The sequence below is a fragment of the Nocardia sp. NPDC046473 genome (assembly GCF_040645995.1).
Classification (GTDB): Bacteria; Actinomycetota; Actinomycetes; order Mycobacteriales; family Mycobacteriaceae; genus Nocardia.
In genome coordinates, this window is sequence record NZ_JBEYZJ010000002.1 from 718,201 (window position 1) to 742,019 (window position 23,819).

21 protein-coding genes and 2 tRNA genes are annotated in these 23,819 nt (G+C 66.6%); 8 read left to right on the forward strand and 15 right to left on the reverse strand.

All coding sequences use genetic code 11. From position 1 onward, the window contains the following. Nucleotides 1–28: 28 nt before the first annotated feature. From ABZ942_RS08775 to ABZ942_RS08785, 3 genes are all read left to right on the forward strand, one after another. On the forward strand, nt 29–1,558 hold the full coding sequence (locus ABZ942_RS08775) for a serine/threonine-protein kinase (RefSeq protein ID WP_357380109.1): 1,530 nt from the start codon (nt 29–31) through the stop codon (nt 1,556–1,558). Beyond that, on the forward strand, nt 1,555–3,459 hold the full coding sequence (pknB, locus tag ABZ942_RS08780) for a Stk1 family PASTA domain-containing Ser/Thr kinase (RefSeq protein WP_357380110.1): 1,905 nt from the start codon (nt 1,555–1,557) through the stop codon (nt 3,457–3,459). Before ABZ942_RS08775 ends, pknB begins: the two co-directional genes overlap by 4 nt. Before the next feature lie 104 nt (nt 3,460–3,563). Next, nucleotides 3,564–3,983, forward strand: a complete 420-nt coding sequence (locus ABZ942_RS08785) for a CBS domain-containing protein (RefSeq protein WP_357380111.1) — start codon at nt 3,564–3,566, stop codon at nt 3,981–3,983. On the opposite strand, the gene ABZ942_RS08790 is transcribed toward ABZ942_RS08785, so the two are convergent. Both ABZ942_RS08790 and ABZ942_RS08795 read right to left on the reverse strand, forming a co-directional pair. Continuing rightward, the gene (locus ABZ942_RS08790; RefSeq protein ID WP_357380112.1) at nt 3,980–5,143 is read right to left on the reverse strand and encodes a dihydrofolate reductase family protein; all 1,164 of its coding nucleotides are present in this window, start codon (nt 5,141–5,143) and stop codon (nt 3,980–3,982) included. The genes ABZ942_RS08785 and ABZ942_RS08790 overlap by 4 nt on opposite strands. A 345-nt stretch (nt 5,144–5,488) precedes the next feature. Further along, nucleotides 5,489–6,133 (reverse strand): aminodeoxychorismate/anthranilate synthase component II, encoded by a 645-nt coding sequence (locus ABZ942_RS08795; protein WP_357380113.1) that lies wholly within the window; start codon nt 6,131–6,133, stop codon nt 5,489–5,491. 174 nt (nt 6,134–6,307) lie between these two features. Between ABZ942_RS08795 and crgA the strand changes: the two genes are divergently transcribed. Both crgA and ABZ942_RS08805 read left to right on the forward strand, forming a co-directional pair. Continuing rightward, a complete protein-coding gene (crgA, locus tag ABZ942_RS08800; protein WP_357380114.1) occupies nt 6,308–6,571 on the forward strand; it encodes a cell division protein CrgA in 264 nt (87 codons plus the stop codon). Between the two features lie 150 nt (nt 6,572–6,721). Beyond that, nucleotides 6,722–7,189, forward strand: a complete 468-nt coding sequence (locus ABZ942_RS08805) for a PH domain-containing protein (protein ID WP_357380376.1) — start codon at nt 6,722–6,724, stop codon at nt 7,187–7,189. A gap of 167 nt (nt 7,190–7,356) precedes the next feature. Here the strand turns inward: ABZ942_RS08805 and ABZ942_RS08810 are convergent, their stop codons facing one another. After that, nucleotides 7,357–8,223 (reverse strand): rhomboid family intramembrane serine protease, encoded by an 867-nt coding sequence (locus ABZ942_RS08810; RefSeq protein WP_357380115.1) that lies wholly within the window; start codon nt 8,221–8,223, stop codon nt 7,357–7,359. Between the two features lie 4 nt (nt 8,224–8,227). Beyond that, nucleotides 8,228–8,755, reverse strand: a complete 528-nt coding sequence (locus ABZ942_RS08815; protein WP_357380116.1) for a peptidylprolyl isomerase — start codon at nt 8,753–8,755, stop codon at nt 8,228–8,230. A 265-nt stretch (nt 8,756–9,020) separates the two neighbouring features. On the opposite strand from ABZ942_RS08815, the gene ABZ942_RS08820 reads away from it, so the two are divergent. Further along, nucleotides 9,021–9,221 carry a hypothetical protein gene (locus ABZ942_RS08820; protein ID WP_357380117.1) on the forward strand — a complete coding sequence of 67 codons (201 nt, stop codon included), beginning with the start codon at nt 9,021–9,023 and terminating at the stop codon, nt 9,219–9,221. A 150-nt stretch (nt 9,222–9,371) separates the two neighbouring features. Here ABZ942_RS08820 and ABZ942_RS08825 read toward each other — a convergent pair whose 3' ends face one another. From ABZ942_RS08825 to ABZ942_RS08840, 4 genes are all read right to left on the reverse strand, one after another. After that, nucleotides 9,372–10,220 carry an ABC transporter permease gene (locus ABZ942_RS08825; protein WP_357380118.1) on the reverse strand — a complete coding sequence of 283 codons (849 nt, stop codon included), beginning with the start codon at nt 10,218–10,220 and terminating at the stop codon, nt 9,372–9,374. Further along, on the reverse strand, nt 10,217–11,224 hold the full coding sequence (locus tag ABZ942_RS08830; protein WP_357380119.1) for an ATP-binding cassette domain-containing protein: 1,008 nt from the start codon (nt 11,222–11,224) through the stop codon (nt 10,217–10,219). Before ABZ942_RS08830 ends, ABZ942_RS08825 begins: the two co-directional genes overlap by 4 nt. Before the next feature lie 129 nt (nt 11,225–11,353). After that, nucleotides 11,354–11,785 (reverse strand): VOC family protein, encoded by a 432-nt coding sequence (locus tag ABZ942_RS08835; protein WP_357380120.1) that lies wholly within the window; start codon nt 11,783–11,785, stop codon nt 11,354–11,356. A gap of 784 nt (nt 11,786–12,569) precedes the next feature. Next, on the reverse strand, nt 12,570–13,544 hold the full coding sequence (locus ABZ942_RS08840) for an acyl-CoA dehydrogenase family protein (RefSeq protein ID WP_357380121.1): 975 nt from the start codon (nt 13,542–13,544) through the stop codon (nt 12,570–12,572). A gap of 457 nt (nt 13,545–14,001) precedes the next feature. Between ABZ942_RS08840 and ABZ942_RS08845 the strand changes: the two genes are divergently transcribed. Further along, nucleotides 14,002–14,712, forward strand: coding sequence for a YoaK family protein (locus ABZ942_RS08845; RefSeq protein WP_357380122.1), 711 nt, complete (start codon nt 14,002–14,004; stop codon nt 14,710–14,712). A 39-nt stretch (nt 14,713–14,751) separates the two neighbouring features. After that, complete coding sequence (locus tag ABZ942_RS08850) at nt 14,752–15,942, forward strand: hypothetical protein (protein WP_357380123.1); 1,191 nt, start codon at nt 14,752–14,754, stop codon at nt 15,940–15,942. Nucleotides 15,943–16,293: 351 nt separating this feature from the next. On the opposite strand, the gene ABZ942_RS08855 is transcribed toward ABZ942_RS08850, so the two are convergent. The 7 genes from ABZ942_RS08855 to ABZ942_RS08885 all read right to left on the reverse strand — a co-directional run bounded on the left by ABZ942_RS08855 (nt 16,294) and on the right by ABZ942_RS08885 (nt 23,770). Further along, nucleotides 16,294–16,366 (reverse strand) — tRNA-Ala (locus tag ABZ942_RS08855). 3 nt (nt 16,367–16,369) lie between these two features. Further along, nucleotides 16,370–16,477 carry a DLW-39 family protein gene (locus ABZ942_RS08860; RefSeq protein WP_357380124.1) on the reverse strand — a complete coding sequence of 36 codons (108 nt, stop codon included), beginning with the start codon at nt 16,475–16,477 and terminating at the stop codon, nt 16,370–16,372. A 29-nt stretch (nt 16,478–16,506) separates the two neighbouring features. Next, nucleotides 16,507–16,580, reverse strand: a tRNA-Ile gene (locus tag ABZ942_RS08865). Between the two features lie 191 nt (nt 16,581–16,771). After that, a complete protein-coding gene (locus ABZ942_RS08870; RefSeq protein WP_357380125.1) occupies nt 16,772–17,944 on the reverse strand; it encodes a DUF3566 domain-containing protein in 1,173 nt (390 codons plus the stop codon). A gap of 42 nt (nt 17,945–17,986) precedes the next feature. Continuing rightward, on the reverse strand, nt 17,987–20,509 hold the full coding sequence (gene gyrA, locus ABZ942_RS08875) for a DNA gyrase subunit A (protein ID WP_357380126.1): 2,523 nt from the start codon (nt 20,507–20,509) through the stop codon (nt 17,987–17,989). 52 nt (nt 20,510–20,561) lie between these two features. Beyond that, the gene (gene gyrB, locus ABZ942_RS08880) at nt 20,562–22,616 is read right to left on the reverse strand and encodes a DNA topoisomerase (ATP-hydrolyzing) subunit B (RefSeq protein ID WP_357380127.1); all 2,055 of its coding nucleotides are present in this window, start codon (nt 22,614–22,616) and stop codon (nt 20,562–20,564) included. A gap of 596 nt (nt 22,617–23,212) precedes the next feature. Next, nucleotides 23,213–23,770, reverse strand: a complete 558-nt coding sequence (locus ABZ942_RS08885) for a DUF721 family protein (RefSeq protein WP_357380128.1) — start codon at nt 23,768–23,770, stop codon at nt 23,213–23,215. Nucleotides 23,771–23,819 lie beyond the last annotated feature (49 nt).

The window sequence follows — 23,819 nt, forward strand, 5'->3', positions numbered from 1 at the left end:
ATATGGATGTGCGAGTGAAGGTACGGGGATGCTGAACAACGGTGCGATGATCGCCGACCGCTACCGCCTGCAACGCCTGATCGCGACCGGCGGCATGGGCCAGGTCTGGGAGGCGCTGGACACCCGGCTCGATCGCCGGGTGGCCGTCAAGGTGCTCAAATCGGAGTTCTCCGCCGACCCGACGTTCCGGCATCGGTTCCGCACCGAGGCAAGGACCACCGCCCAGCTGAACCACCCTGGGATCGCCGGGATCTACGACTACGGCGAGACCACCGACCCGCAGGGCAGCGAAACCGCCTATCTGGTCATGGAACTGGTGCAGGGCGAGCCGCTGAACACGGTGCTGAACCGGCTCGGCAGGCTCTCCGTCGGCCAGGGTCTGGACATGCTCGAGCAGACCGGCCGCGCGCTGGACGTGGCGCATCGGGCCGGTGTGGTGCACCGCGACGTGAAGCCGGGCAACATCCTGGTGACGCCGACCGGTCAGGTGAAGATCACCGACTTCGGCATCGCCAAGGCCGTGGACGCCTCGCCGGTGACCAAGACCGGCATGGTGATGGGCACCGCGCAGTACATCGCGCCGGAGCAGGCGGTCGGCGAGGACGCCACCGCCGCCAGCGACGTGTACTCGCTCGGCGTGGTCGGCTACGAAGCGCTGGCCGGTACCCGGCCGTTCAGTGGCGACGGCGCGATCACCGTCGCGATGAAGCATGTCCGCGAGACGCCGCCGCCGATGCCGGGTGACCTGCCCGCCAACGTGCGCGAGCTGATCGAAATCACCATGGGCAAGGATCCGAAGGGCCGCTACTCGCGCGGCGGCGAATTCGCCGACGCGGTGGCCGCGGTGCGAGCCGGTCGCAGGCCACCGACGCCGACCGGGGCCAACCCGTCGCTGTCGATGACCGGCGCCACCCGGGTGTTACCGCCCGGACCGACCGTCGCGATTCCTTCCACGCCAACGGATTTCGACGGCGCGACGGTGCATTACGCCACCCCCGCGGGTGCGGCACTCGGCAACGCGGGCTACGCCAACGGCGCCGGAGCTCCCGCGACGATGCTCAATCCGGGCACCGGCGGTAACCAGGTGTCGCCGGGTAATGGCCAGCGCTTCAGCACAACTCAGAAGTGGATGGTCGCGCTCGGTGCCGGTGCGGTGTTACTCCTCGCCGCCGTGCTCTATCTGATGTTCGGCGGCGACACGAATCCCGATACCAAGGTTCCACCGGTCACCTCGTCCACGCCGGCGCCCAAACCGCCACCGCCGCCGGTAACCAGCACGACGACGCCCAAACCTGTTCCGCCGCCGGTGGTGACCACCACCGAAGCGCCGACGACGACCACCGAACCGCCGACGACAACGCCCGAGCCGACGACGACCACCCCGCCGCCGAGCACGACGACACCGTCGAAGACCACGAAGCCGACGACGACTCCGCCCACCACCCTGCCCCGAATCCCCACTATCGACATACCATTTCCGGGGAACAACAACCCCGGTGCCCGGAACCCCGCGGCCACCCCGAGCGCGCCAAATAACTCTTCGCAAGGACAACAATGACGACCCCGAAGAATCTCTCCTCCCGCTATGAGCTGGGCGAGATCATCGGGTTCGGCGGCATGTCCGAGGTGCACAAGGCGCGGGATCTGCGGCTCAGCCGGGACGTGGCGATCAAGGTGCTGCGGGCCGATCTGGCCCGTGATCCCACCTTCTATCTGAGATTCAAGCGCGAGGCTCAGAACGCTGCCGCGCTGAATCATCCGGCCATCGTCGCGGTGTACGACACCGGCGAGGCCAAGGTCGACGACGGGCCGCTGCCCTACATCGTGATGGAGTACGTCGAGGGCGATACGCTGCGCGATATCGTGCGCGGCCAGGGCCCGCTGCCGCCGCGCCGGGCCATGGAAGTCGTCGCGGATGTCTGTGCCGCACTGGATTTCAGCCACAAGGCCGGCATCGTGCACCGCGACATGAAGCCGGCCAACATCATGATCAACCGGGCCGGCGCGGTGAAGGTGATGGACTTCGGCATCGCCCGCGCGATCGCCGACAGCTCCAACCCGATGACGCAGACCGCCGCGGTGATCGGTACCGCGCAATATCTTTCGCCCGAGCAGGCGCGCGGCGAGACCGTCGACGCCCGCTCCGACGTCTACTCCGTCGGCTGTGTGTTGTTCGAAATCCTCACCGGCGAGCCACCTTTCACCGGTGACTCGCCGGTCGCGGTGGCCTACCAGCACGTGAGGGAAGATCCGCGGCTGCCCTCGCACGTGCATCCCGGCGTGCCGCGCGAGCTCGACTCGGTGATCCTCAAGGCGATGAGCAAGAACCCGGCCAACCGCTATCAGAGCGCGGCCGAGATGCGCGCCGACCTGATCCGGGTGCTCGGCGGGCAGAAGCCGATCGCGCCGATGGTGATGACCGACGAGGACCGCACCACCGTCTTCGGCGCCAACGAGCCCGCGCCACGCAGCTATCGCACCGTCGAGCGCAATGACGACACCGCCGAGCAGGGACCGCCCGAGTCCGGCGGCACACGCCGCACCATCTACATCGGCGTCGCCGCGGCCGCCGGTGTTGCCGTGCTGCTCGCCTTGTTCTGGGTGCTGATCGGACCGGGGAGCAAGCCGGATCAGGTTGCCGTGCCCGACCTTACGGGCAAGACGTCACAGCAGGCGACGGACGCGTTGCAGCAGGCGGGCTTCAAGGTCGCCATCCAGATGAAGCCCGACAGCAAGGTCGCGACCGGCAATGTCATCTCCACCGCGCCGCTCGGCGGTTCCCGGCAGGACAAGGGCAGCACCATCACGCTGCAGGTGTCCAACGGCCCCGCGCAGGTTCAGGTGCCCAAGCTCGACGGGATGAGCCAAGCCGAAGCCGAAGTGGCCTTGCGCAACAGCAACCTGAAGATCGATCCGCAGGTGCAGAAGAAGCCCTCCAGCACGCAGGACACCGACAAGGTCATCGGGCAGGATCCGTCGGCAGGATCCAGGGTCGACGTCGACAAGGCCATCGTCATCACCATCGGCTCCGGTCCGGAGTCGGTCCGGGTGCCGAACGTGATCGGGCAGGACATCGACGTCGCCAAGCCGAACCTGGTGGACAGCGCCGGATTCAAGATCCAGATCCAAGAGGTGCCGTCGTCGCGGCCCAAGGGTGAGGTGCTCTCGACCAGCCCCGCGGGCGGGCAGAATGCGGAGAAGGGCTCGACGGTCACCGTTCAGGTGTCCAGCGACCAGATCAAGATGCCGTCGCTGGTCGGGCTCACGGTCGCGCAGGCGGTGGACAAGCTGCGTGCGGAGGGTTGGACCGGCACACAGAGCCAGATCAGCCAGTCGCCGCAGGGCACGTTCGACACCAGCAGTGTCGGCCGGATCCTGAGCCAGCAGCCGTCCGCCAGCGGTTCGATCCCGAAGAACGGGACCGTGGCCGTCGGCGTCGGCGTCCTCGGCCCGCCGTGACAGGGCGCATTTCGTAAAAACACAGACCGGTCGGTGTGATCGGCAGGAGAATGGGGCTGCTTCATCCCACTTCAGCTCGGCTGAGTACGAGGAGGTAGCCCTATATGACCACCGCCAGGGACATCATGAAACCCGGTGCACAGTGGATCTCCAAGGATGAGACCGTCGGGAAGGCCGCGCGGGTGATGGCCGAACTCGGCGTGGGATCGCTCGTCATCGCCGACGACAACGACCGGATGTGCGGGATTATCACCGATCGCGACATCGTCGTGAAATGCATTGCGCAGGGCCGTTCCCCGGCCACCACGCGCGCCGCCGAGCTGTGTGAGTCGACGCCGCGCTGGGTCGATGCCGACGCCGACGTCGAGGATGTGCTCGACGCGATGGAGATGCACCGGATCAAGCGGATGCCGGTGATCGACCACAAGCGCCTCGTCGGCATGATCAGCGAGGCCGACCTGGCCAGACACCTCGACGACAACCAGCTCGGCGAGTTCGTCACCGCGCTCTACGGTCGGCCCTAGGACAGCTCGAGGTGGCGGTTCATCGCCATCGCCGCGTCCGCCAACTCGGCCAGCTCGACCACCTCGACGCCGTGCTGCTGTAGTTTTTCCACGCCGACGCAGTTGGTCACGAAGGTCGCGGGTTCACGCCAGGCGAGGACCACCCGGGGAATCCCCGCCCGCAGGATCCGGTCGGTGCACGGCAGCCGGGTCGCCGTGCCGCGCTGCGAACACGGTTCGAGGGTCGTGTAGATCGTCGCCCGCGCCAGTCGGGGATCGTCCGCATCGAGCTTGTTCAGCGCGGACTCCTCGGCATGCACCTTCGCGTCGGTCTCACGCGAGTAACCGGTGGCGATCTGCACGCCGTCGGCCACGATCACCGCGCCGACGGAGAAGGCCGTCTCACTCGGCGGGCAGAGCCGCGCGAGTTCGATAGCACGCCACATGAAGTCCTGGTCGGTCCTGCCTGCTGACTTCGGGAGGTAGCGCAGCACCGCGATGTCACCGACCTGACTGACGTCGGCCAGGTGCATCCGGCGGTGCGGGGCACCGGGAAAGCTTGCGGCATCGAGGAATCGGGGCGCTGCGGGGTCGCCGACCAGCAGGGGCGCGACGGCCAGGTGCAGTTCGTCGGCGAGGTCGGCGGCAAGGAAGGCGGTGTGGATGCGGGTGCCACCCTCGACCATGAGGCGCGCGATGCCGCGGCGGCCCAGCTCGTCCAGCAGCACGCCGAAGTCGAGGTCGGTTCCGAGTGAAACGACTTCGGCGAGGCCGGACAAGCTGTCGCCGAGCCGCTTTGCGCCCGCGTCGGTCGTATAGACGAGCTTGTCACCGCCGTGCTGCCAGAACCGCAGCTCCGGATCCAGCTCACCGCCGGCCGTCACGGTGATCTTCAGCGGGAACTCCGGCTTGCCCGCGGCGATCCGCGCCGCCCGGCGCTCGGCACTGTCGACCAGCAGCCGGGGATTGTCGCGGCGCAGCGTCTCGGCCCCGATCAAGATCGCGTCGGAATCCGCGCGCACCTGATCGACCCGATCGAAATCCGCCGCATCCGACAACCGCAGCCGCTCGGCACTCGCGTCATCGATGTACCCGTCGACACTCATCGCGACCGACAGCAGAACGTGCGGGCGAACCAGCGCCGCGTCATGCTCCGGGGAGCCGCCGCTGCTCGCACTCACTGGGCGCTCAACTTCGCGCCGCCGCGGCCGCCTGGCCGACAACGCGCAGATCACGACACCGCACAGCTGCACCGCGCAGTCGCTCAGCACTCGCGCCATCGATATACCGGTCCGCCTTCGTCACAGCCGACAGCAGCACTCGCGAACGAGCCACCGCCGCACCTCGTGAGCCGGCGCACGGCCCGCTGCCGGCACGCACTGGGCGCTCAACTTGGCACCGCCGCGGCCGCCTGGCCGACAACGCGCAGATCACGACACCGCACAGCTGCGCCGCGCAGTCGCTCAGCGCAGCGCCGCCCGCTTGCGAAGGTGCGCCGCATCGTCGATTCGCTCGCTGACGCTCGTTCACTGCAGCACCAGCGCGGCGACCTCCGCCTCCAGCATCTCCACCAGGCCCTCGGCCGGGCGCTCGCCGCAGCTGCCGAGCCAGTTGGCCAGCATCCGGTGGCCGCCCTGGGTCAGCACGGATTCGGGATGGAACTGCACGCCGTGGATCGGCAGGGTGCGATGGCGCATCGCCATCACGATGCCGGTCTCGGTGCGGCCGAGCACCTCGATCTCCTCGGGCAGGGTGTCCTCGAGGACGGTGAGCGAGTGGTAGCGCGTCGCGGTGAACGGGTCCGGCAGGCCGGCCAGCACACCCGCGCCGATGTGGAAGACCGAGCTGGTCTTGCCGTGCAGCAGCTCGGGCGCGCGGGTCACGGTGGCACCGAAGGCTTCGCCGATGGCCTGATGGCCGAGGCACACGCCGAGCAGCGGGACGGCCTGGGCGGCGCAGGCGCGCACCAGGTCGATGCTGCGACCCGCGCGATCGGGGGTGCCGGGGCCGGGACTGATCAGGATGCCGTCGAATGCGGCGACGACCGCGTCCACATCGGCCAGGTTCGCGTCGTCGTTGCGCCAGACCACTGCCTCGACGCCAAGCTGACCGAGGTACTGGACCAGGTTGAACACGAAGCTGTCGTAATTGTCGACGACGAGAACACGCATGGTCCGAGATTACGTCCCCGCACGGCACCGCGTCGCATCCAATACCAGTTGGGATAGCCTAGAGGCACACCGGAGGGCGCCAGAGCCCTCGTCCACCGTGGCGAGCGAGCTCCGCACAACCCACACGCGCCTGCCCCGCCGGTACCGACCTGCACGCCGAAATACGAGGACGTCATGCCCAAGTCGAAGGTCCGGAAGAAGACCGACTACACGATCAACCCTGCCAGCCGGACGCCGGTGAAGGTGAAAGTCGGGCCGTCGCCGGTCTGGTACGTCACCATCATGCTCGGGTTCATGCTCGCCGGACTGGCGTGGCTGCTCGTCTACTACCTCGCCGCCGACCACATCGGCTGGATGAGCGACCTGAACGCCTGGAACTTCCTGATCGGATTCGGCCTCATGGTCGTCGGTCTGATCATGACCATGCGGTGGCGTTGACACCACATCTGGGTTGTTTCCGGTAACGCGGACACCACATCTAGATTACAGACGTGTCATTCATGCACACCTGTGGATGAACCTGTGGACAACTCGAGGAGCGATTGGGGAAAGTGACGCGTGACACCTGATTCTCCCGATCCCCAGCCGTTGGATCCCGAGCCGCGCGACGCCACCCCGCGCCTCGCCTGGACCACACCGGCGCCCGCACTCATCGCGGTCACCGGTGGCGGCATCATCCTGGCCGTTGCCGCGATTTTGGCCAACGAGGCCGCCAGTCGTCTGCTCGTCGGATTAGCGGCGGCGGGCCTATTAGTGCTGGCGGGGCTGGGTTTCCGGCAGCGACCCCGGCTCACCGTGGTCCCCGGCCCAGACCCGCGCATGGTTGTGCGCAACCTGCTCGGCGCCGACGAATACGCCCGCGATCAGATCATCCGCGCCAGGGTGGTCGACTACCGCCGCCTCGGTCGCAAGATGCCGATGCTGGAGATCGACGTCGACCACGACGGCACCGAACGACTGCTGATCTTCGGCCGCTGGGATCTCGGTACCCGGCCCGACGACGTGTACGACACCCTCGTACAGACCCTCCGGCTGTCCGGTGAGACCACTCGCTGAGCCTCGGCGGACAGAGTTATACACAGGCCGCATCGGCTAGCGGAGTCTGCGGAGTTGATTCGTGCGCGCACTGATGGATCGCGCGCGGCGGCACAGGTAAGCGCAGCCGATGATGCCCGTGGCACGGCTTCTCGTGTTTCACGTGAAGCCGTGCCACGAATCTCGAATCAGGCCAGCGACATTGCCGTAGCGCCGATCACCCCGACCGCCACCAGTGCGACCACCACGACGCCGACCCACCCGATGAGGCGAGCCGTCTCTTGCGATTTCGCGCGCAGCCAGCTGGGCAGGAACAGAATGCCCAGCGTCGCGACCGTGCCGGCGGCCAGACCGCCGAGGTGTCCCCACAGTGAGATGCCCGGCAGCGAGAAGCTGATGAAGACGTTGATGCCGATCAGGATCAGCATCTGATTCGGGTTCTGCCGCAGCCGGATCAGGATCACGGTGATCGCGCCGAACAGGCCGTACACCGCCCCCGAGGCACCCGCGGTCGCGGTGTCCTGCGAGAACACCATGACCGCGGCCGAGCCCCCGAGCAGCGACACGAGATAGACCGCGAGGTAACGCAACCGCCCGAGCACCAGCTCGGTATCCCGGCCGATCATGTACAGCGCGAACATGTTGAGCAGCAGGTGGATCGGACCGTAGTGCAGGAAGCCGGAACCGATCAGCCGGAACCACTGGCCGTCGGCGACCAACGGCGGAAAGAGCACCCAGTCGTGGAACAGCGCCGAGGTCCGATTCTCCAGCAGGCTCTTCGACTGTGCCGCGGTGATCGCGTAGATCGCGACATTGATCGCGATCAGCGCGTAGGTCGCGTACGGCAGCGACGCCCTGGCCACCGGCGCACCCGCGACGGTGCGCACCGGCGCCACCTCACGCTGCTCTTGCCGAAGGCAGTCGACACAGTGCTGGCCGACCGCCGCGGGACGCAGGCATTCCGGGCAAGCAGGCCGTCCGCAGCGCGTACACGCCAGGCCGGTAGGACGTTGGGGATGGCGAACGCACGTCTGCGCAGGCGGCTGGGCGGTCATAACCTCATTCGATCGTGATCTTGGTGATTTCGACGGATTCGAGGGGGCGGTCGTTGCGGTCGGTGGCGGTGGTGGCGATCGCGTCGACGACCTTGCGCGACTCCGAATCGACGACCTCGCCGAAGATGCTGTGCTTGCGGTTGAGGTGCGGCTGCGCGCCGACGGTGATGAAGAACTGCGAGCCGTTGGTGGCCGGACCCGCATTGGCCATCGCCAGCAGGTAGCCGCGGTCGAAGCGCAGTTCCGGGTGGAACTCGTCGCCGAACTCGTAGCCGGGTCCGCCGCGCCCGGTGCCGGTGGGATCCCCGCCCTGAATCATGAACCCGGCCATCACGCGGTGGAACACGGCGCCGTCGTAGAACGGGCCGGTGCTGCCGCCACTCGCGTTCGCGGTGGTGTACGGCGCCGAACCGTCGGCGAGGCCGATGAAGTTGCGGACCGTCTTGGGCGCGTGGTTACCGAAGAGCGAGATCTTGATGTCGCCGCGATTCGTGTGGAGCGTTGCCACAGCGGTCTGATTCGGTGAGGTCACGCCGCAATGCTACGGTCTCGCCGCCGCGGAACTTCAGCGCACCGACCGCTGCCACCCGTGTCGGGTTGCGCCGGGTGGTCGGGATCCGGGTCCGCGCGCCGGGTTACCCGGGCATGAACGAAAGCGGTCGTCGCCGCGTCGAGCCTGAGCTCTCGGTCACCCGCCCTTGCTCGACCTGAGCGGATGGGTAGCGAATCCGGGCTGCCGAGCGCGCCGCTGAGCTGGCGCTACTGCATGAACGGTCCGGTTGTGCCAGCATGGGCCAATGACCTTGGGGCCCCTACATGTATCCGCACGTACTCGTAACCGGCTCATCGTCGCGGCCGCCGTCGCGCTGGCGGGTGCCGTGGCCCTGCTGATCCGCAGCAAGCGGCCGCAGCCGCCCGCGCCCGCCCCGGCGCCACCGCGCATCGGCTACTCCCGCAACGGCTCCGCGCCTGCGCCCGTGGCCCACGGAATTAACTGACACGGACTCGTAACCGACTCTGTGCTGGTCGGTTCCGTTCCGACAGGTGTCAATTCCGCTGTTGGGGAGCTGGCCTCGGCAACCGGACTCAGGTGCTCCTCGATCGAACACCAGGTACGCCCAGCATCGTGCGGCGAGCCGTTGTGCGGCTCAGCGGCTGACGGTTTTCTTGTACTGACCGACCGCCAGCGGCACGAAGATCGCCATGATCACCACCACCCAGATCAGTGTGGTCACTTCGGGATGCAGGAGTGACCAGGCGGTGGGCTTCGGAGACAGGGCGTTGGTGTTGCCGAACAGGTCGCGAGTTGCCTGGGTGAGGGCGGAGACCGGGTTCCATTCGGCGATCACCCGGAGCACCGTCGGCAGCTTCTCGCTCGGCACGAAGGTGTTGCCGATGAACGTCAGCGGGAAGACGACAATGAAGCTGGCGTTGTTGAAGACCTCCGGTGCGCGGACGAGCAGGCCGACGAAGGCCATGACCCAGGACACCGCGTAGGCGAACAGCAAGAGCAGCACGTAGGCCAGCACCGCGTCCAGGAAAGATCCGCGAATCCGCCAGCCGACCACCAGGCCGGTCAACGACATCACCGTCAGGCTGACCACGTTGATCACCACGTCGCTGAGGGTCCGGCCGATCAGCACGGCGGACGGGGCCATCGGCAGCGAGCGGAATCGATCGATGATGCCCTTCTGCATGTCCTCGGCCAGCGCGGAACCGGTGAACGACGCACCGAACACCACGGTCTGCGCGAAGATGCCCGCGATCAAGAACTCCCGATACCCACCGGAGACGCCGGGCACGTCGATCGCCGCGCCGAAAATGTAGGCGAACAGCAGCACGAACATGATCGGCGAGAGCGTCGAGAAGATCAGCACGTCGGGCACCCGCCTGATCTTGATGACCCCGCGCTTCGCGATGGTCAGGCTGTCGCTGACCACCATCGACAGTCGGTCGCCGAGCGAGGACCGGTCGTATGCCGGAGCCGTCGTGGTCATCGCGTCTTTCCTTCCGCTGCTTCGAGTTCGTCCGCCGCGGCCCGGCCGTTGTCGTTGACCAGTTCTTCCGCCTCGTGCCCGGTGAGGGTGAGGAACACATCGTCGAGCGAGGGCCGCCGCAGGCCGACGTCGTGGATCTTCACGTCGTGCTCGGCGAGCTTGCCGATCGCCGCGACCAGCGCCTGCGAGCCGTCCGATACCGGGACGATGATTCGGCGCAGCCCAGGCTCGACGTGAATCTCCCCGTCCGCCAGCCCTTTCAGCGCCCGCATCGCGGTATCGAGGTTGTCGGCATGGTCCACGGTGAGCTCGATCCGGTCGCCGCCGACCATGGTCTTGAGCTCGTCGGCGGTGCCGCGCGCGATCACCTTGCCGTGGTCGATCACCGCGATCGCGTCGGCCAGCCGATCGGCCTCGTCCATGTGCTGCGTGGTGAGCAACAGCGTGGTGCCGCCCGCCACCAACTCCTCGATGACATCCCACAGGTCGAGCCTGGCCCGCGGATCCAGTCCGGTGGTCGGCTCGTCGAGGAACAGCACCGGCGGTTCGGCCACCAACGCGCCCGCCAGATCGAGTCGCCTGCGCATACCGCCGGAATACGTTTTCACCGGACGGTCGGCGGCATCGCTGAGCCGGAAACGGTCGAGCAGTTCACGCGCTCGCTGTTTACTGCGCTGCACACCCATGTGATACAGCCGCCCGACCATTTCCAAATTCTCGAAGCCGGTGAGGTATTCGTCGACCGCCGCGTATTGGCCGGACGCGCCGATCCGGGAGCGCAGCGTCCGCGGATCGCGCAGCACGTCGATGCCCGCGACGGTCGCGCGGCCGGAGTCGGGGATGAGCAGGGTGCTGAGCACCCGGACCGTGGTGGTCTTACCTGCGCCGTTGGGTCCGAGCAGCGCGGTGACGGTGCCCTCCGGGACCGCGAGGTCGAGTCCGTCGAGGGCGACCAGATCGCCGTATCGTTTGACCAGCCCCTCGGCGACTATTGCGTCGGGCATGATTCTCCTGAGTCGTGAGTTTTCATAGGATGTATTTGCCCGACGTCGGTGCGCCAGCATCGACCGATTTCGCTGGATCGGGCCAAATTTCCGATACTCGAGTCAGTATTGCGCCACCCACCGACAACTTCATCCGGTTTGTGCGGTATTTCGATCATGAGAAAGTGCCGGCTCGACCGCACCGGGCGTCGTCCATTCCAGAACCTGCACGATGACGCCGTTCGGGTCGGTCACCTGGAAGAGCTTCTCGCCCCAGGGTTGTTCGATCAGCGGCAGCGTGATGGGCACCCCCGCGACCCGTAGTCGCGCCTCCTCGCGCGCCGCATCATCCACGGTGAAGGCGATCGCGACGCCTTGCGACGGCACGTGCCGTTGTGCCTCGGGTAGCACCGTGAGGCCGAGCTCGTGCACCGCGATGCCCAGCGGCGCTTGCGGATGCGTCAGCGACACGAAGCCGTCGGCCGCGATTGCCTCGGTGTAGCCGAAGTGATCGACGAGGAACCGCTGCGTGGCGGCGATGTCGGCCACGGTCAGGGACAGGGTGCAGGCGTTGATGCGCAATCGCTCGATTCCTTCTGTGCTGGCGTATGACGAAGCTTTCTCTCTACAAAGTACAGAGTTTTCGGACAGCTGCCCAGCCCCAAAATTCGGCCTCGGCTTTCCGCCTCGAGACAGACGAAAGGTCGCACCTCGATCCAGGCGGTGCTCGGGGGTGCCGGATCGAAGTGCGACCGGTTCGATACTCCCGTGCGGCACCGGGCCGGGTCGCGGGTAGCGGACTACCCGATTCCTGGCCACTCGGTACTCGCGCCCGGGCGCGCCGACGCGAAAGCGGCCGAGCGCCTTGGCCGCTCGGCCGATGCGACTCGCCCCTCCACCGAACGCGAACACATGTTCGCACTGGGGTACGCCATATTCCGGCACCCTGGACGCGCCAGCGCAGACGACACGCGGCGCCTTTCCCGCCCGCGAGGTGAATCGCACATATCCGACAGCGATCCTCGCCACACGGCGACCGGTCGGCATGTTTTCCGGCGCTCCCAGCACCCCCGGCCAGAACCGGCAGAGACTAGGTATCGGCCTGCGTAACAGTGGTTTTGGCAAACAACAGGCCACCATCGAACAGTGGCTCACCGGGGTGGCCGGAGTACCCGAAACGACCCCGATCCAGCAGAAAGTAAGCCCACCCAAAAAATCTTCGAAAAGTGGCCCTCCCCACGCGCACACAATCGCGGATCATCGCGTAGGATCATTCAGGTCGGCCCCTCCCCCCCGGGCCGACCTTACGCGGGCCTCGGCTAACTCCCCCCCTTCGCCGAGGCCCGCTCCCCATTTCTGGAGCAGGTCAGACCGCCGGATCGGTGCCGGGTTGCACCGATCGCCAGGCCGTAGCCAGCCGCTGCTCGCGCACCCGCCCGGCGACCGTGAGCAGCGGACGATCTCGCTCCCACCGCTGCCTGGTCACCGAATCCGCCGACGCCCACAGGGAATCCAGCTCCGCCAGCGACCGGCCGAAGTATTCGAACGCGCCACCCAGCGCGACATGGACGCCCGGCGAACCCGGGGCATCGATGTCGAGCCCGCGCACCACGGCCACCGCGGTGAGCAGCTGCTGGCGCACCGACTGCGACCAGCCCGACGCACGCGCCACCCGAACCAGCCAGCCGAGCGCCGCCGCGAGCACGTGCACGTCCTCGATCGTGCGGAACGGCTTGAGGTAGTCCAGGTAGCCGTCGCCCGGTAACACCACTGCCGCAACATCTGTCAGCGTCACCATGGCGTGCGGGATCTCCGGCGCGAACGGGGTCGTCGGCAGATTCGTCACCTGCACCCCGGCCTCGCGGACGTCGACCATGGTGGCACGCAACCGGTTCCGGCCGTCCGGGTCGGTGCCGACACTGGCGAGCACCACCAGCCGGTGCGCCAGCATGCCCAGCGTGGCAAAGGTTTTGGTGCCGTTGAGCCGCGCGCTGCCCAGCTCTTCGGTCAGCGTGGTCTCGATCGCCGACGGGTGCCCGCCGCCCGCCTCGGTCGCACACAACGCAACCAGCTCGTCGGGTGACAGATCGGGAATCAGCGCACGCAACGCCTCCTGATATCCGGACAGGAACGCGTAGCCGAGCCGGTCGGCGCCGAATCCAGCGGCCAGGGCGACATCGACCGGCTTGTCGAATCGGTTCGCGGCCACCCGATGTCGCGTCCAGGCCGCGGCGACATCGTCGAGCGGAGTCGCCGGGATGGGTTCGGTCAGCAGGAAATCGAGCACGGAGTCCACCCCTGCACGGTAACCGGCGTAGCGATCCGCCCGGCTATCCGTCACACGGCGATGCTGGTGGCCCCTGGCTGCGCTTGCGGGCTGGTCTGCCGATACAGCCGCCGAACCGCGGCCGGAGCTCGGGCGCGTCGACCACTCGGCGGTCGCGTCCACCGCCACCGAATTGTTGCCCGGTGTCGCAGCTCCTTTCGTGCTACCCGTCACAACCGCCTGCCTGCTCACCGACGCACGCACGATCCGCCGCCACTTTTCTCAGCCGGCTCGGTCGGTTACCCCTGGTAACTGACGGCATCATGCATCACTGCGGCTGACCACGGAATACGGCGCTTTCGAATGACTCGGGTACTGCCGGTATACCGACAATCCGCTCCCACGTGCGGCCAGAAGATCACTCGTCGGGGCGTTGGTGATCGCCTGGCAACCCACGGCGCTGCGCATGCGCGTTTCGCCGGCGAGCGGTAACACTGAGGGAGTCACATCCACTGCGAAAGGAGCCTGACCTGTGCCAAAACCGGATGAAGCACGCAAAAAGGCACTTTTCGACAATGAGGCCAGATTGTCTTGGGTGCTGGCCGCTTTGGCGGGGTTGATCGGCGCGGCAGCATTCATGCATACCTCCGGCTACTTCGTCACGTTCATGACCGGCAACACCGAGCGCGCCGTCCTCGGCCACTTCCACAACCAGAACGACACCGCGGGCGCGGCGGCCGGGCTGCTCGCGTCGTTCGTCGGCGGCGTGGTGGTCGCCTCCTGGTGCCGCAGGCGTTACTGGTCCGGGCATCCACACGGGCCGACCCTGCTGACCACGATGAGCCTGGCCACCGCGTCGATCATCGACATCGTGCGATTCCAGAACCCGGAAACCGCATCCATCGACTTCGTGCCGATCCTGTTCGTCGCCTTCGGCGTCGGCGCGCTGAACACCTCGTTCGTGAAAGACGGCGAAGTATCCGTGCCACTGAGCTACGTCACCGGCACCCTGGTGAAGCTGGCCCAGGGCATCGAACGCCACATGAGCGGCGGCGATTACGCGGACTGGCTCGGCTACTTCCTGCTCTACCTGAGTTTCGCGCTGGGCGCCCTGCTCGGCGGGCTGCTGAGCATGCTCGTCGCCGGGTGGGCCATGCTCATCACCGCGACGGTCGTCTGCCTGATCGTGACCGGCTACACCTACCTGCATCTCGATCGGCACGGCCCGCTGTCCACAGACTGACTCCGTGCACTCGTCGGTCGCGCCGGTTACGGTGACCGCGTGGAGGAGAATTTCGGGACCGACGCCGACCAGTTCGCAGCGCTCGTCCTGCACCAACTGACCGTTATCGGCGAGCACGACGCGCAGTACCACCCCGGCGACTTCAAGATCGTCGTCGGCAGCCTGGACCTGTACCTGGGCAATATCTTTCGCGAGACCGCACAGCTCCCGCCCGCCGACCGAGACGGACGAATCGCAAACTTCGTCGCCAGCATCAAGGATGACGACGGCCCGAACACCTGGCCCGCCGTCCGCGCCATGCTGCGACCGATCCTGCGCCCCAACACCTTCGGCATCGACTCCCCGACCGACGGCATGCGGCCGCTCACCCGCCCCGCATTCCCGTTCATCGACGAGTTGGTCGCGGTCGACCGTCCCCATTCGCGCTCGATCGTCTCCACCGCAACGTTGCAAGACTGGGGCGTCAACGCCGACGAAGTCTTCGCCGCGGCCCGCGAAAACCTCACCGCGCTGGTCGGTTCCACCGGATACCAGGCAGCGGGCCTGATCCGCTTCGCCGACAACGGCGACGGCTACTGCACCTCCTGGCCCCTGCTCCCCGGCTGGCTGGCCGGCACCGGCGACGGCACCCACCGCCCCATCGCCTTCATCCCCGACGTAGACACCCTCATCATCGCCCCCGACGTCGACGACCTGACCCCCCTCTTCGAACAGGTCGAACAGCAATACCGCGAAGCCGTCCGCCCCATCTCCCCCCAGGCCTACACGGTCGACGACAACGGCACCGTCATCCCCCTCGACCAATCCCCCGACCACCGCCACCGCGCCCTAGCCCTACGCGCCCGATGCGGCTTGGCCATAACCGAATACGGCGCCCAGTCCGCAGCCCTGGAAGAAGCCATAGACCGCCACCTCGCCTACCTCGACCACAAAGACCTAGCCCCCGCCTACGCCGGCTCGGTCCTCTACGCCTCCGACGACACCGGCCCCCACACCGCCACCCTCTGGGCCAAAGACGTCGAATACCTACTCCCAGAAGCCGACCACATAATCTTCTGCACCGAAGAAAACGGCGAACTGACCACCCTCTTCGAAGCCCCCTTCGCCGCCGTAGCCGAAGTAGTCGGCCTAACCCCCATCCCCAACATGACCCCCCGCCGCTACGAAGCCCGCCACTGGCCCACCCCAGAAACCCTGGCGCGCCTAGAGGCCACAGCCATCCCCCGCTGAATCACCGAAAAGCACGCCAGCCCACCCCTGAAACGCGCTGGCGTGCTGAATCTTTCGCCCAAACCAAACGAGAATGGGCAAAGGCGAGACCCCCACCCACATGTCAACGCGCCTTCTGACGGCATACCACGAAGGCCGGAACACGCCTGCGAGCAAACGAACTTGGGAGGTGGTCCCGGAGACGCGCCCAGCCGCAGCCACCGACCCAGCAAACGACTCTGATTAGTTCACCTGCGAGGGGGGTCCGGGGGGCGAAGCCCCTCCGGGGCGGCGCGTGGGGGCTCCGCCCCCACAAAACACGCGGAACGAGAAAAGGCCCACGCGTTGTGTGGGCATGGGCCTTCTATCGAGTGGAGCCTAGGGGAATCGAACCCCTAACCCCTGCCTTGCAAAGGCAGTGCTCTGCCAATTGAGCTAAGGCCCCGAGTCAGCGGGTGGTGACCTCGTGCCACATATCCGCCTCGTTGCGCTGGCGGAGCTTCGAGATGCCGATGAGAACCGCGATCACGGCGCCTACCGTGACAAGAAACTTCATGGTTCCCACCCTACTGTCGTGTTCGGGAGTGGGCCTAGGAGGACTTGAACCTCCGACCTCTTCGTTATCAGCGAAGCGCTCTAACCGCCTGAGCTATAGGCCCGTGTGACTCTTGTGTTCTTCCACCTGAGCCGAGGCTAGAGATTACCCGACCTTTCGCACTACCTCCAAAACGGCTGGTAGCAGGGCTGCCACGGGAGCTCGCGCTGGTTCATCGCGGGCTGTCCTGAATACCGAAAACGGCCGGTGCCTTCCCTTGGCGAGGGACGACACCGGCCGTTGGGAGTCCGAGTTCTAGTCGGGGTCGGCGAGGGTGACCTGGATGCCGCCGACGAGATCACAGCACTGGTTGTAGATGAACGTGCCGACGGTGCCGAGCGCGGTGAACAGCACCACGTTGATCAGCCCGATGACGCCCGCGTATCCGAAGACGGTGCCGGCGTCGATGAGCCCGACCGACCCGCTGTCCTGGGACACCATGTCGGTGAAGGTGTTGTTCAACCGTTCCCACACACCCATGCCCTCGAGCACGATGTAGAGCAGGCCGACGGCGAGCATCCAGACGAAGAACATGGCGACGCTGATGACGAGCGAGATCTTCAGCGTGGACCACGGGTCGATCCGGCGGATCTGCACGGTGGCCCGCAGCGGCTCGCCGGTGGCGACGGCCGCGGCTACCGCGACCGGTACCGCGGGCGAGATGGGTGTCTGCGGACCGGTGTGCTCGGCCGACGGCGGCAGCGGGTGCCGGATCTCGGAGAGGTCCGGCATGTCCTTGATCAGCTCGGGCCGGGCGATGCTGCGGGTCGGTCCGTCGATGCCGACGGACTTCACCATGGCGGCTTCCTTGCGGGCCGCCTTGGCCGCGAGGTCGGCGGTGGTGCGCGCGTTGGTCACGCCACCGCCGAGGCCACCACCGCCACCGCCCTGGGCGCCTGAGCCGCTCGGGCGTCCGGTGACCGGCGCCTGACCGGGCCGGTACAGGTTGGACTGTGGTTCCCGCTGCGGCAGTTGTGCCCAGCCGTCCTGGAACGGCGATTGGCCACCACCGTTGCCACCGGACTGATCCCCCGACTCGGGTGCGCCGGGCTCTGAGTTGTTCATGCGGACAGTCTGATCGAACGGATCTTGCCCGGTGTGACCGGGAGCCTGCTCCGACCCCTTCGGCTGGCCCGCGAAATCGCCTTGCTTGTCTTGCATTTCGCGTTGCTGCCCGCCCTGCTGGCCACCACCGGACTGCGCGCCTCCCGGCTGGCCGCCGTGCTGCTGGCCGGGCGCGGACTGCGCACCACCCGATTGGCCACCGTTCGGCTGGCCGCCACCTGGCTGCCCGCCGCCCTGCTGGCCGTTATCGGCCGACGAGCCCGGTCGCGGGATGGGCCGCGGCGGAATCGGGGACGGTGCGATCCGCTCGGTCACACCGTTCGTCTGGTGCCGCTCGTCATTCGGCTGATTCGGAGTGGTCAATGGGAATCCTTAGATCCGTTCGTTGCCGCCGCTGTTGGGTTACTACTCAGAGGAACCGGTGTCGCTGTCTTCACCGGCGAGCAGGTCGGGATCGGGCTCGTCGGCATTACGCGCGATAGCAAGCAACGTATCGCCCTCGCCGAGGTTCATCAATCGCACGCCCTTGGTCTGTCGTCCAGCCTTGCGAACCTGCTTCGCCACCGTCCGGATGACACCACCACCGGATGTGATCGCATACAACTCATCCTCGTCCTCGACGATGAGCGCACCGACAAGGGTGCCACGCTTGGGGTCGTACTGGACGGTCAATACGCCTTTACCGCCCCGGCCCTGTGCCGTGTACTCCTCGATCGCAGTCCGCTTAGCGTAACCGCCCGCGGTGGCCACCAGCAGATATGTATCCGGGCGCACAACGTTCAGCGACAAGAGTTCATCGGAGGCGTTGAACCGCATGCCCTGCACGCCGGAGGTGGCGCGACCCATCGGACGCAGCGCCTCGTCGGTCGCGGAGAACCGAATCGACTGGCCCAGCGCCGAGACCAGCAGCAGGTCGTCCTCGGACGAGCAGAGCACGGCGCCGACCAATTCGTCCTCGTCGCGCAAGTTCACCGCGACGATGCCGCCGGTGCGGTTGGAGTCGAAATCGGTCAGCTTCGACTTCTTCACGAGGCCATTCTTGGTGGCGAGCACCAGGTACGGGGAGTCTTCGTAGGATTTCAGCTGGATGATCTGGGCGATCTTCTCGTCCGGCTGGAAGGCGAGCAGGTTGGCCACGTGCTGACCGCGGGCGGTGCGGCTGGCCTCGGGCAGCTCGTAGGCCTTGGCGCGGTAGACCCGGCCCTTGTTCGTGAAGAACAGCAGCCAGTCGTGGGTCGACGAGATGAAGAAGTGCTTGACCAGGTCGTCCTGCTTGAGCCCGGCGCCCTGAACGCCCTTGCCGCCGCGCTTCTGGCTGCGGTAGAGGTCGGTCTTGGTGCGCTTGGCGTAGCCGGTCTCGGTGATGGTGACGACCACGTCCTCGCGGGCGATCAGGTCCTCGTCGGCAACGTCGCCGTCGGCGGCGATGATCCGGGTGCGCCGGTCGTCGCCGTACTTCTCGACGATCTCGGCCAGTTCGTCGCGCACGATGGCACGCTGGCGCTCCGGCTTTTCGAGGATGTCCTTCAAGTCGGCGATTTCGAGTTCGATCTTGGCCAACTCGTCGACGATCTTCTGCCGCTCCAACGCCGAGAGGCGACGCAGCTGCATGTCGAGGATCGCGGTCGCCTGGATCTCGTCGATGTCGAGCATCTGCATCAGGCCGGTGCGCGCGGTGTCGGTGTTGGCCGAGCGGCGGATCAACGCGATGACCTCGTCGAGCGCGTCGAGCGCCTTGACCAGACCGCGCAGGATGTGGGCCCGCTCCTCGGCCTTGCGCAGCAAGTACTTGGTGCGCCGGACGATGACGTCCAACTGGTGCTTGACGTAGTGCCGGATCATCTGGTCGAGCCGCAGGGTGCGCGGCACGCCGTCGACGATCGAGAGCATGTTGCAGCCGAAGCTGGTCTGCAGCTGGGTGTGCTTGTACAGGTTGTTCAGCACGACCTTGGCGACGGCGTCGCGCTTGACGGTGACGACGATCCGCATGCCCGCGCGGTCCGAGGACTCGTCGTGGATGTCGGAGATGCCGGCGATCTTGCCGTCGCGCACCTGCTCGGCGATCGCGTTGATGAAGTTGTCGGTGTTGACCTGGTAGGGCAGCTCGGTGATGACCAGGGTGGTCCGGCCCTTGTTGTCTTCCTCGATCTCGACCACGCCGCGCATCCGTACCGAGCCGCGGCCGGTGGAGTAGGCGTCGTGGATGCCCTGACCGCCGACGATCAGGCCGTAGGTCGGGAAGTCCGGACCCTTGACCCGCTCGATACAGGCCGCGAGCGTCGACTCCTCGTCAGCGTCGAAGTTGTCCAGCGCCCAGTAGATCGCCTCGGCCAGCTCGCGCAGGTTGTGCGGCGGAATGTTGGTCGCCATGCCGACCGCGATGCCGTTGCTGCCGTTCATCAGCAGCGCGGGCACCCGGCTGGGCAGCACGGTCGGTTCCTGCGAACGACCGTCGTAGTTCGGCACGAAATCGACCGTCTCGTGGTCGATCTCGCGCAGCATCTCCATCGCGAGCGGCGTGAGCCTGCACTCGGTGTATCGCATGGCGGCCGCGCCGTCGTTGCCGCGCGAACCGAAGTTGCCCTGCCCGTCGACCAGCGGATAACGCAGCGACCACGGCTGCGCCATGCGCACGAGGGTGTCGTAGATCGAGCTGTCGCCGTGCGGGTGGTAGTTACCCATGGTCTCGGCGACCGGACGGGCGGACTTCACATAGCCGCGGTCGGGCCGATACCCGTTGTCGTACATGGCATACAGCACGCGCCGGTGCACCGGCTTGAGGCCGTCGCGCACCTCGGGCAGCGCGCGGCCGACGATCACGCTCATCGCGTAATCGATGTAGCTGTTCTGCATTTCCTGCTGGATGTCGACCGGGTCGATCCGGTCGCCGCCGGTGCCTCCGTACGGAGGCAGCGTCGTGTCGGTCATGAAGTCTCCTTAGCGGGCGGTGCGGTTGCGGTGGGGTGGCACGCGCACCGGCTTATACGTCGAGGAAGCGAACGTCCTTGGCATTACGGGTGATAAAGCTGCGGCGGGCCTCTACGTCCTCGCCCATCAGCACGCTGAACAACTCGTCGGCCGCGGCCGCGTCGTCCAGGGTGACCAGCTTGAGCACGCGCACCGAGGGATCCATCGTGGTCTCCCACAGTTCCTTGGCGTTCATCTCGCCGAGACCTTTGTAGCGCTGGACGCCGTCTTCCTTGTTGATCTTCTTGCCTGCGGCCAGACCGGTCTCGAGCAGACCGTCGCGTTCGCGGTCGGAGTAGGCGAACTCCGGATCGCTGCGCTGCCACTTGAGCTTGTACAGCGGCGGCTGGGCCAGATACACGTGACCCTGCTCGACCAGCGGGCGCATGAACCGGAACAGCAGCGTCAACAGCAGCGTCGCGATGTGCTGACCGTCGACGTCGGCGTCGGCCATCAGCACGATCTTGTGATAGCGCAGCTTGGCGATATCGAACTCGTCGTGGATGCCGGTGCCGAACGCGGTGATGATCGACTGGACTTCGTTGTTCTTGAGCACGCGGTCGATGCGAGCCTTTTCGACGTTGATGATCTTTCCGCGCAGCGGCAGGATCGCCTGGTACATCGAGTCGCGCCCGGACTTGGCCGAGCCACCGGCGGAGTCGCCCTCCACGATGTAGATCTCGGACTTGCTCGGGTCCTTGGACCGGCAGTCGGCCAGCTTGCCGGGCAGGCCACCGAGGTCGGTCGCGCTCTTGCGGCGCACCAACTCCCGGGCCTTGCGGGCGGCGACCCGCGCCTGCGCCGAGGAGACCGCCTTGTTCACGATGGTCTTCGCGTCGGCCGGGTTGGCTTCGAACCAGTGCGAAAGGTGTTCGTTGCACGCCTTCTGCACGAACGACTTGACCTCGGTGTTGCCGAGCTTGGTCTTGGTCTGGCCCTCGAACTGCGGCTCGGAGACCTTCACGCTGACGATGGCGGCCAGGCCCTCGCGGATGTCGTCACCGGTGAGGTTGCCGTCTTTTTCCTTGAGGAGCTTCTTGTCCTTGGCGTACTTGTTGACCACCGTGGTGAGCGCCGCGCGGAAGCCCTCTTCGTGGGTACCGCCCTCGTGGGTGTTGATGGTGTTGGCGAAGGTGTGCACCGACTCGGAGTAGCCCGAGTTCCACTGCATGGCGACCTCGAGCTCGTGGCCGGTGCCCTTGCCGGTGAACCCGACGACCGAGTTGTGGATCGGCTGCTTGGTCCGGTTGATGTGGCGGACGAAGTCCTCCAGACCACCCGGGTAGTGGTAGGTGCGCTTCTTCACCTTGTGTTCGACCGGCGCGGCGACGTCTTCGGTCTCCGCGTGCTTCGGCGCGTCGGCCGTCTCGCTGACCACGTCGTCGGTGATCTCGGCGTCGGTGACGCGCTCGTCGGTGAGGGTGATGGTGAGTCCCTTGTTCAGGAACGCCATCTCCTGCAGCCGCCGGGCCACCGTCTCGAAGTTGTAGGTGGTGGTCTCGAAGATGTTCGGGTCGGCCCAGAAGCGGATCGTGGTGCCGGTCTTCTTGGACGGGTCGCCCTGGAGCAGCTTGCCGGGGACCGAATCCTTGTACGTCTGGGTCCAGTGGAAGCCGTCGCGGTCGATCTCCGCCTCGAGCTGGGAGGACAGCGCGTTCACCACGGAGATGCCGACGCCGTGCAGACCGCCGGACACCGCATAGGAGTCGGAGTCGAACTTGCCGCCCGCGTGCAGCTGGGTCATGACCACTTCGATGGTCGGGACGCCCTGCGCGTGCATGGCCACCGGAATGCCTCGGCCGTCGTCGACCACCTCGACGCCGCCGTCGGCGAGCAGGGTGACCTCGACCTTGGACGCGTACCCGGCCATCGCCTCATCGACGGAGTTGTCGACGACCTCCCAGATCAGGTGGTGCAGGCCACGCTCACCGGTGGAACCGATGTACATGCCGGGACGCTTGCGGACCGCCTCGAGTCCCTCGAGGACCGTGATGGACGAGGCGCCGTAATCCGCCTTGCCCGAGGTAGCGTTGGTCGAGCCCGATGCGTTGGAGTCGTTGGCAGCCACTGGTCGGTAGCTCTCCTTACTTGCTGATCCTCCTGGCGAGGCACTGCACAGCACGCGCTGATCCCTGGCCATGACTGCTCGAGAAATACAGGGCCACGCGGGCTGTACGGGACGCACCGAAGGTGATCGCCGCTAGTTACGTCACCATCCTACTGGTACACCCAACCTACAGTGCACCTACGACACCCCTGACGGCTCCGTGAATGCGAGAAATCGGATTGTCGCGAGTCTGTTCCGCCCTTCGAGGCTTTAGCCCGCCTCTGGAAGGATTCGGGCGGTGCGGGCCGACGGGCCGTCGGGACGGCATGCGGCCACCGGGCGGTATGCCCGCATTTCGAGGCTCCCGGGCGTAGCCGACAAATTACTAAGAGCGCCTGCGAGATCATGTGCGATATCCGCTTCACGACGACGGATCAGTCCCCGAACAGGGGCGGAGATCAAATATCAGTGATGTGGCGAGGTCGCGAGGGATTCGGCCATCGTCGAGGGCGGACCACCGAGCCGCCGCCGGAAAGGTTCAGCTATTACTGGTCGGCTGAAATCGGTTGGCGCATCGAGCGATACCGATGCGCGGTTTCACGTGGAACGCGGCCGGCTTACCCGTAGGTATCGCGCGGTCCGCGGCCTCTGACGTGACGTTCGCCCTTGCGCCAGCTCGGTGCCGCCGGGCCGGTGATCTTCAGCGATGTCACCACACCGGGCCCGACCGCGGCGTTGATCTTCGCCAGGATCTGGCTCTGCAACATGCGCAATTGGGTTGCCCACGCGGTGGATTCGGCCGCGATGCTCAGCACGTTGTCCTTCAGGGTCAACGGGGTGGCATGCGAAGCGATGTCCTCGCCGACGACGCCGGCCCAGCGGCCGAACACCATGCCCTCGGCGACCTTGGTGGACCAGCCGCGGTTCTTGGCGAGCGAGCCGGTCAGCTTGCCGAACAGTTGGGGATCACGCGGATCCGGCCCCGCGCCCGACCAACCGCTGCGGCGACGCGCGCCTGTTCGCAGCTTGCGCTGCGGGGAAGATCGCCCCTGTCCGACGGACTTGCCACTCGCCTTGGCCGCCGCACGGGCCTCTTCGAGCGCCCGCCTGGCCAGATCGATACCGCGCAACTCCGGCTCTTGTCCTGCCGGTTCGGCGCCTTTTTGATCGGTCACCAGGCTCCTCTCGTATTGCGCGGCCAGACGGTCACTCTACGACAGGGCA

Coding starts and splice junctions, on each gene's coding strand:
- ABZ942_RS08775 (WP_357380109.1), top strand. CDS start 29: ATGCTGAACAACGGTGCGATGATCGCCGACCGCTACCGCCTGCAACGC.
- pknB (WP_357380110.1), top strand. CDS start 1,555: ATGACGACCCCGAAGAATCTCTCCTCCCGCTATGAGCTGGGCGAGATC.
- ABZ942_RS08785 (WP_357380111.1), top strand. CDS start 3,564: ATGACCACCGCCAGGGACATCATGAAACCCGGTGCACAGTGGATCTCC.
- ABZ942_RS08795 (WP_357380113.1), bottom strand. CDS start 6,133: ATGCGTGTTCTCGTCGTCGACAATTACGACAGCTTCGTGTTCAACCTG.
- crgA (WP_357380114.1), top strand. CDS start 6,308: ATGCCCAAGTCGAAGGTCCGGAAGAAGACCGACTACACGATCAACCCT.
- ABZ942_RS08810 (WP_357380115.1), bottom strand. CDS start 8,223: ATGACCGCCCAGCCGCCTGCGCAGACGTGCGTTCGCCATCCCCAACGT.
- ABZ942_RS08820 (WP_357380117.1), top strand. CDS start 9,021: ATGACCTTGGGGCCCCTACATGTATCCGCACGTACTCGTAACCGGCTC.
- ABZ942_RS08825 (WP_357380118.1), bottom strand. CDS start 10,220: ATGACCACGACGGCTCCGGCATACGACCGGTCCTCGCTCGGCGACCGA.
- ABZ942_RS08830 (WP_357380119.1), bottom strand. CDS start 11,224: ATGCCCGACGCAATAGTCGCCGAGGGGCTGGTCAAACGATACGGCGAT.
- ABZ942_RS08860 (WP_357380124.1), bottom strand. CDS start 16,477: ATGAAGTTTCTTGTCACGGTAGGCGCCGTGATCGCGGTTCTCATCGGC.
- gyrA (WP_357380126.1), bottom strand. CDS start 20,509: ATGACCGACACGACGCTGCCTCCGTACGGAGGCACCGGCGGCGACCGG.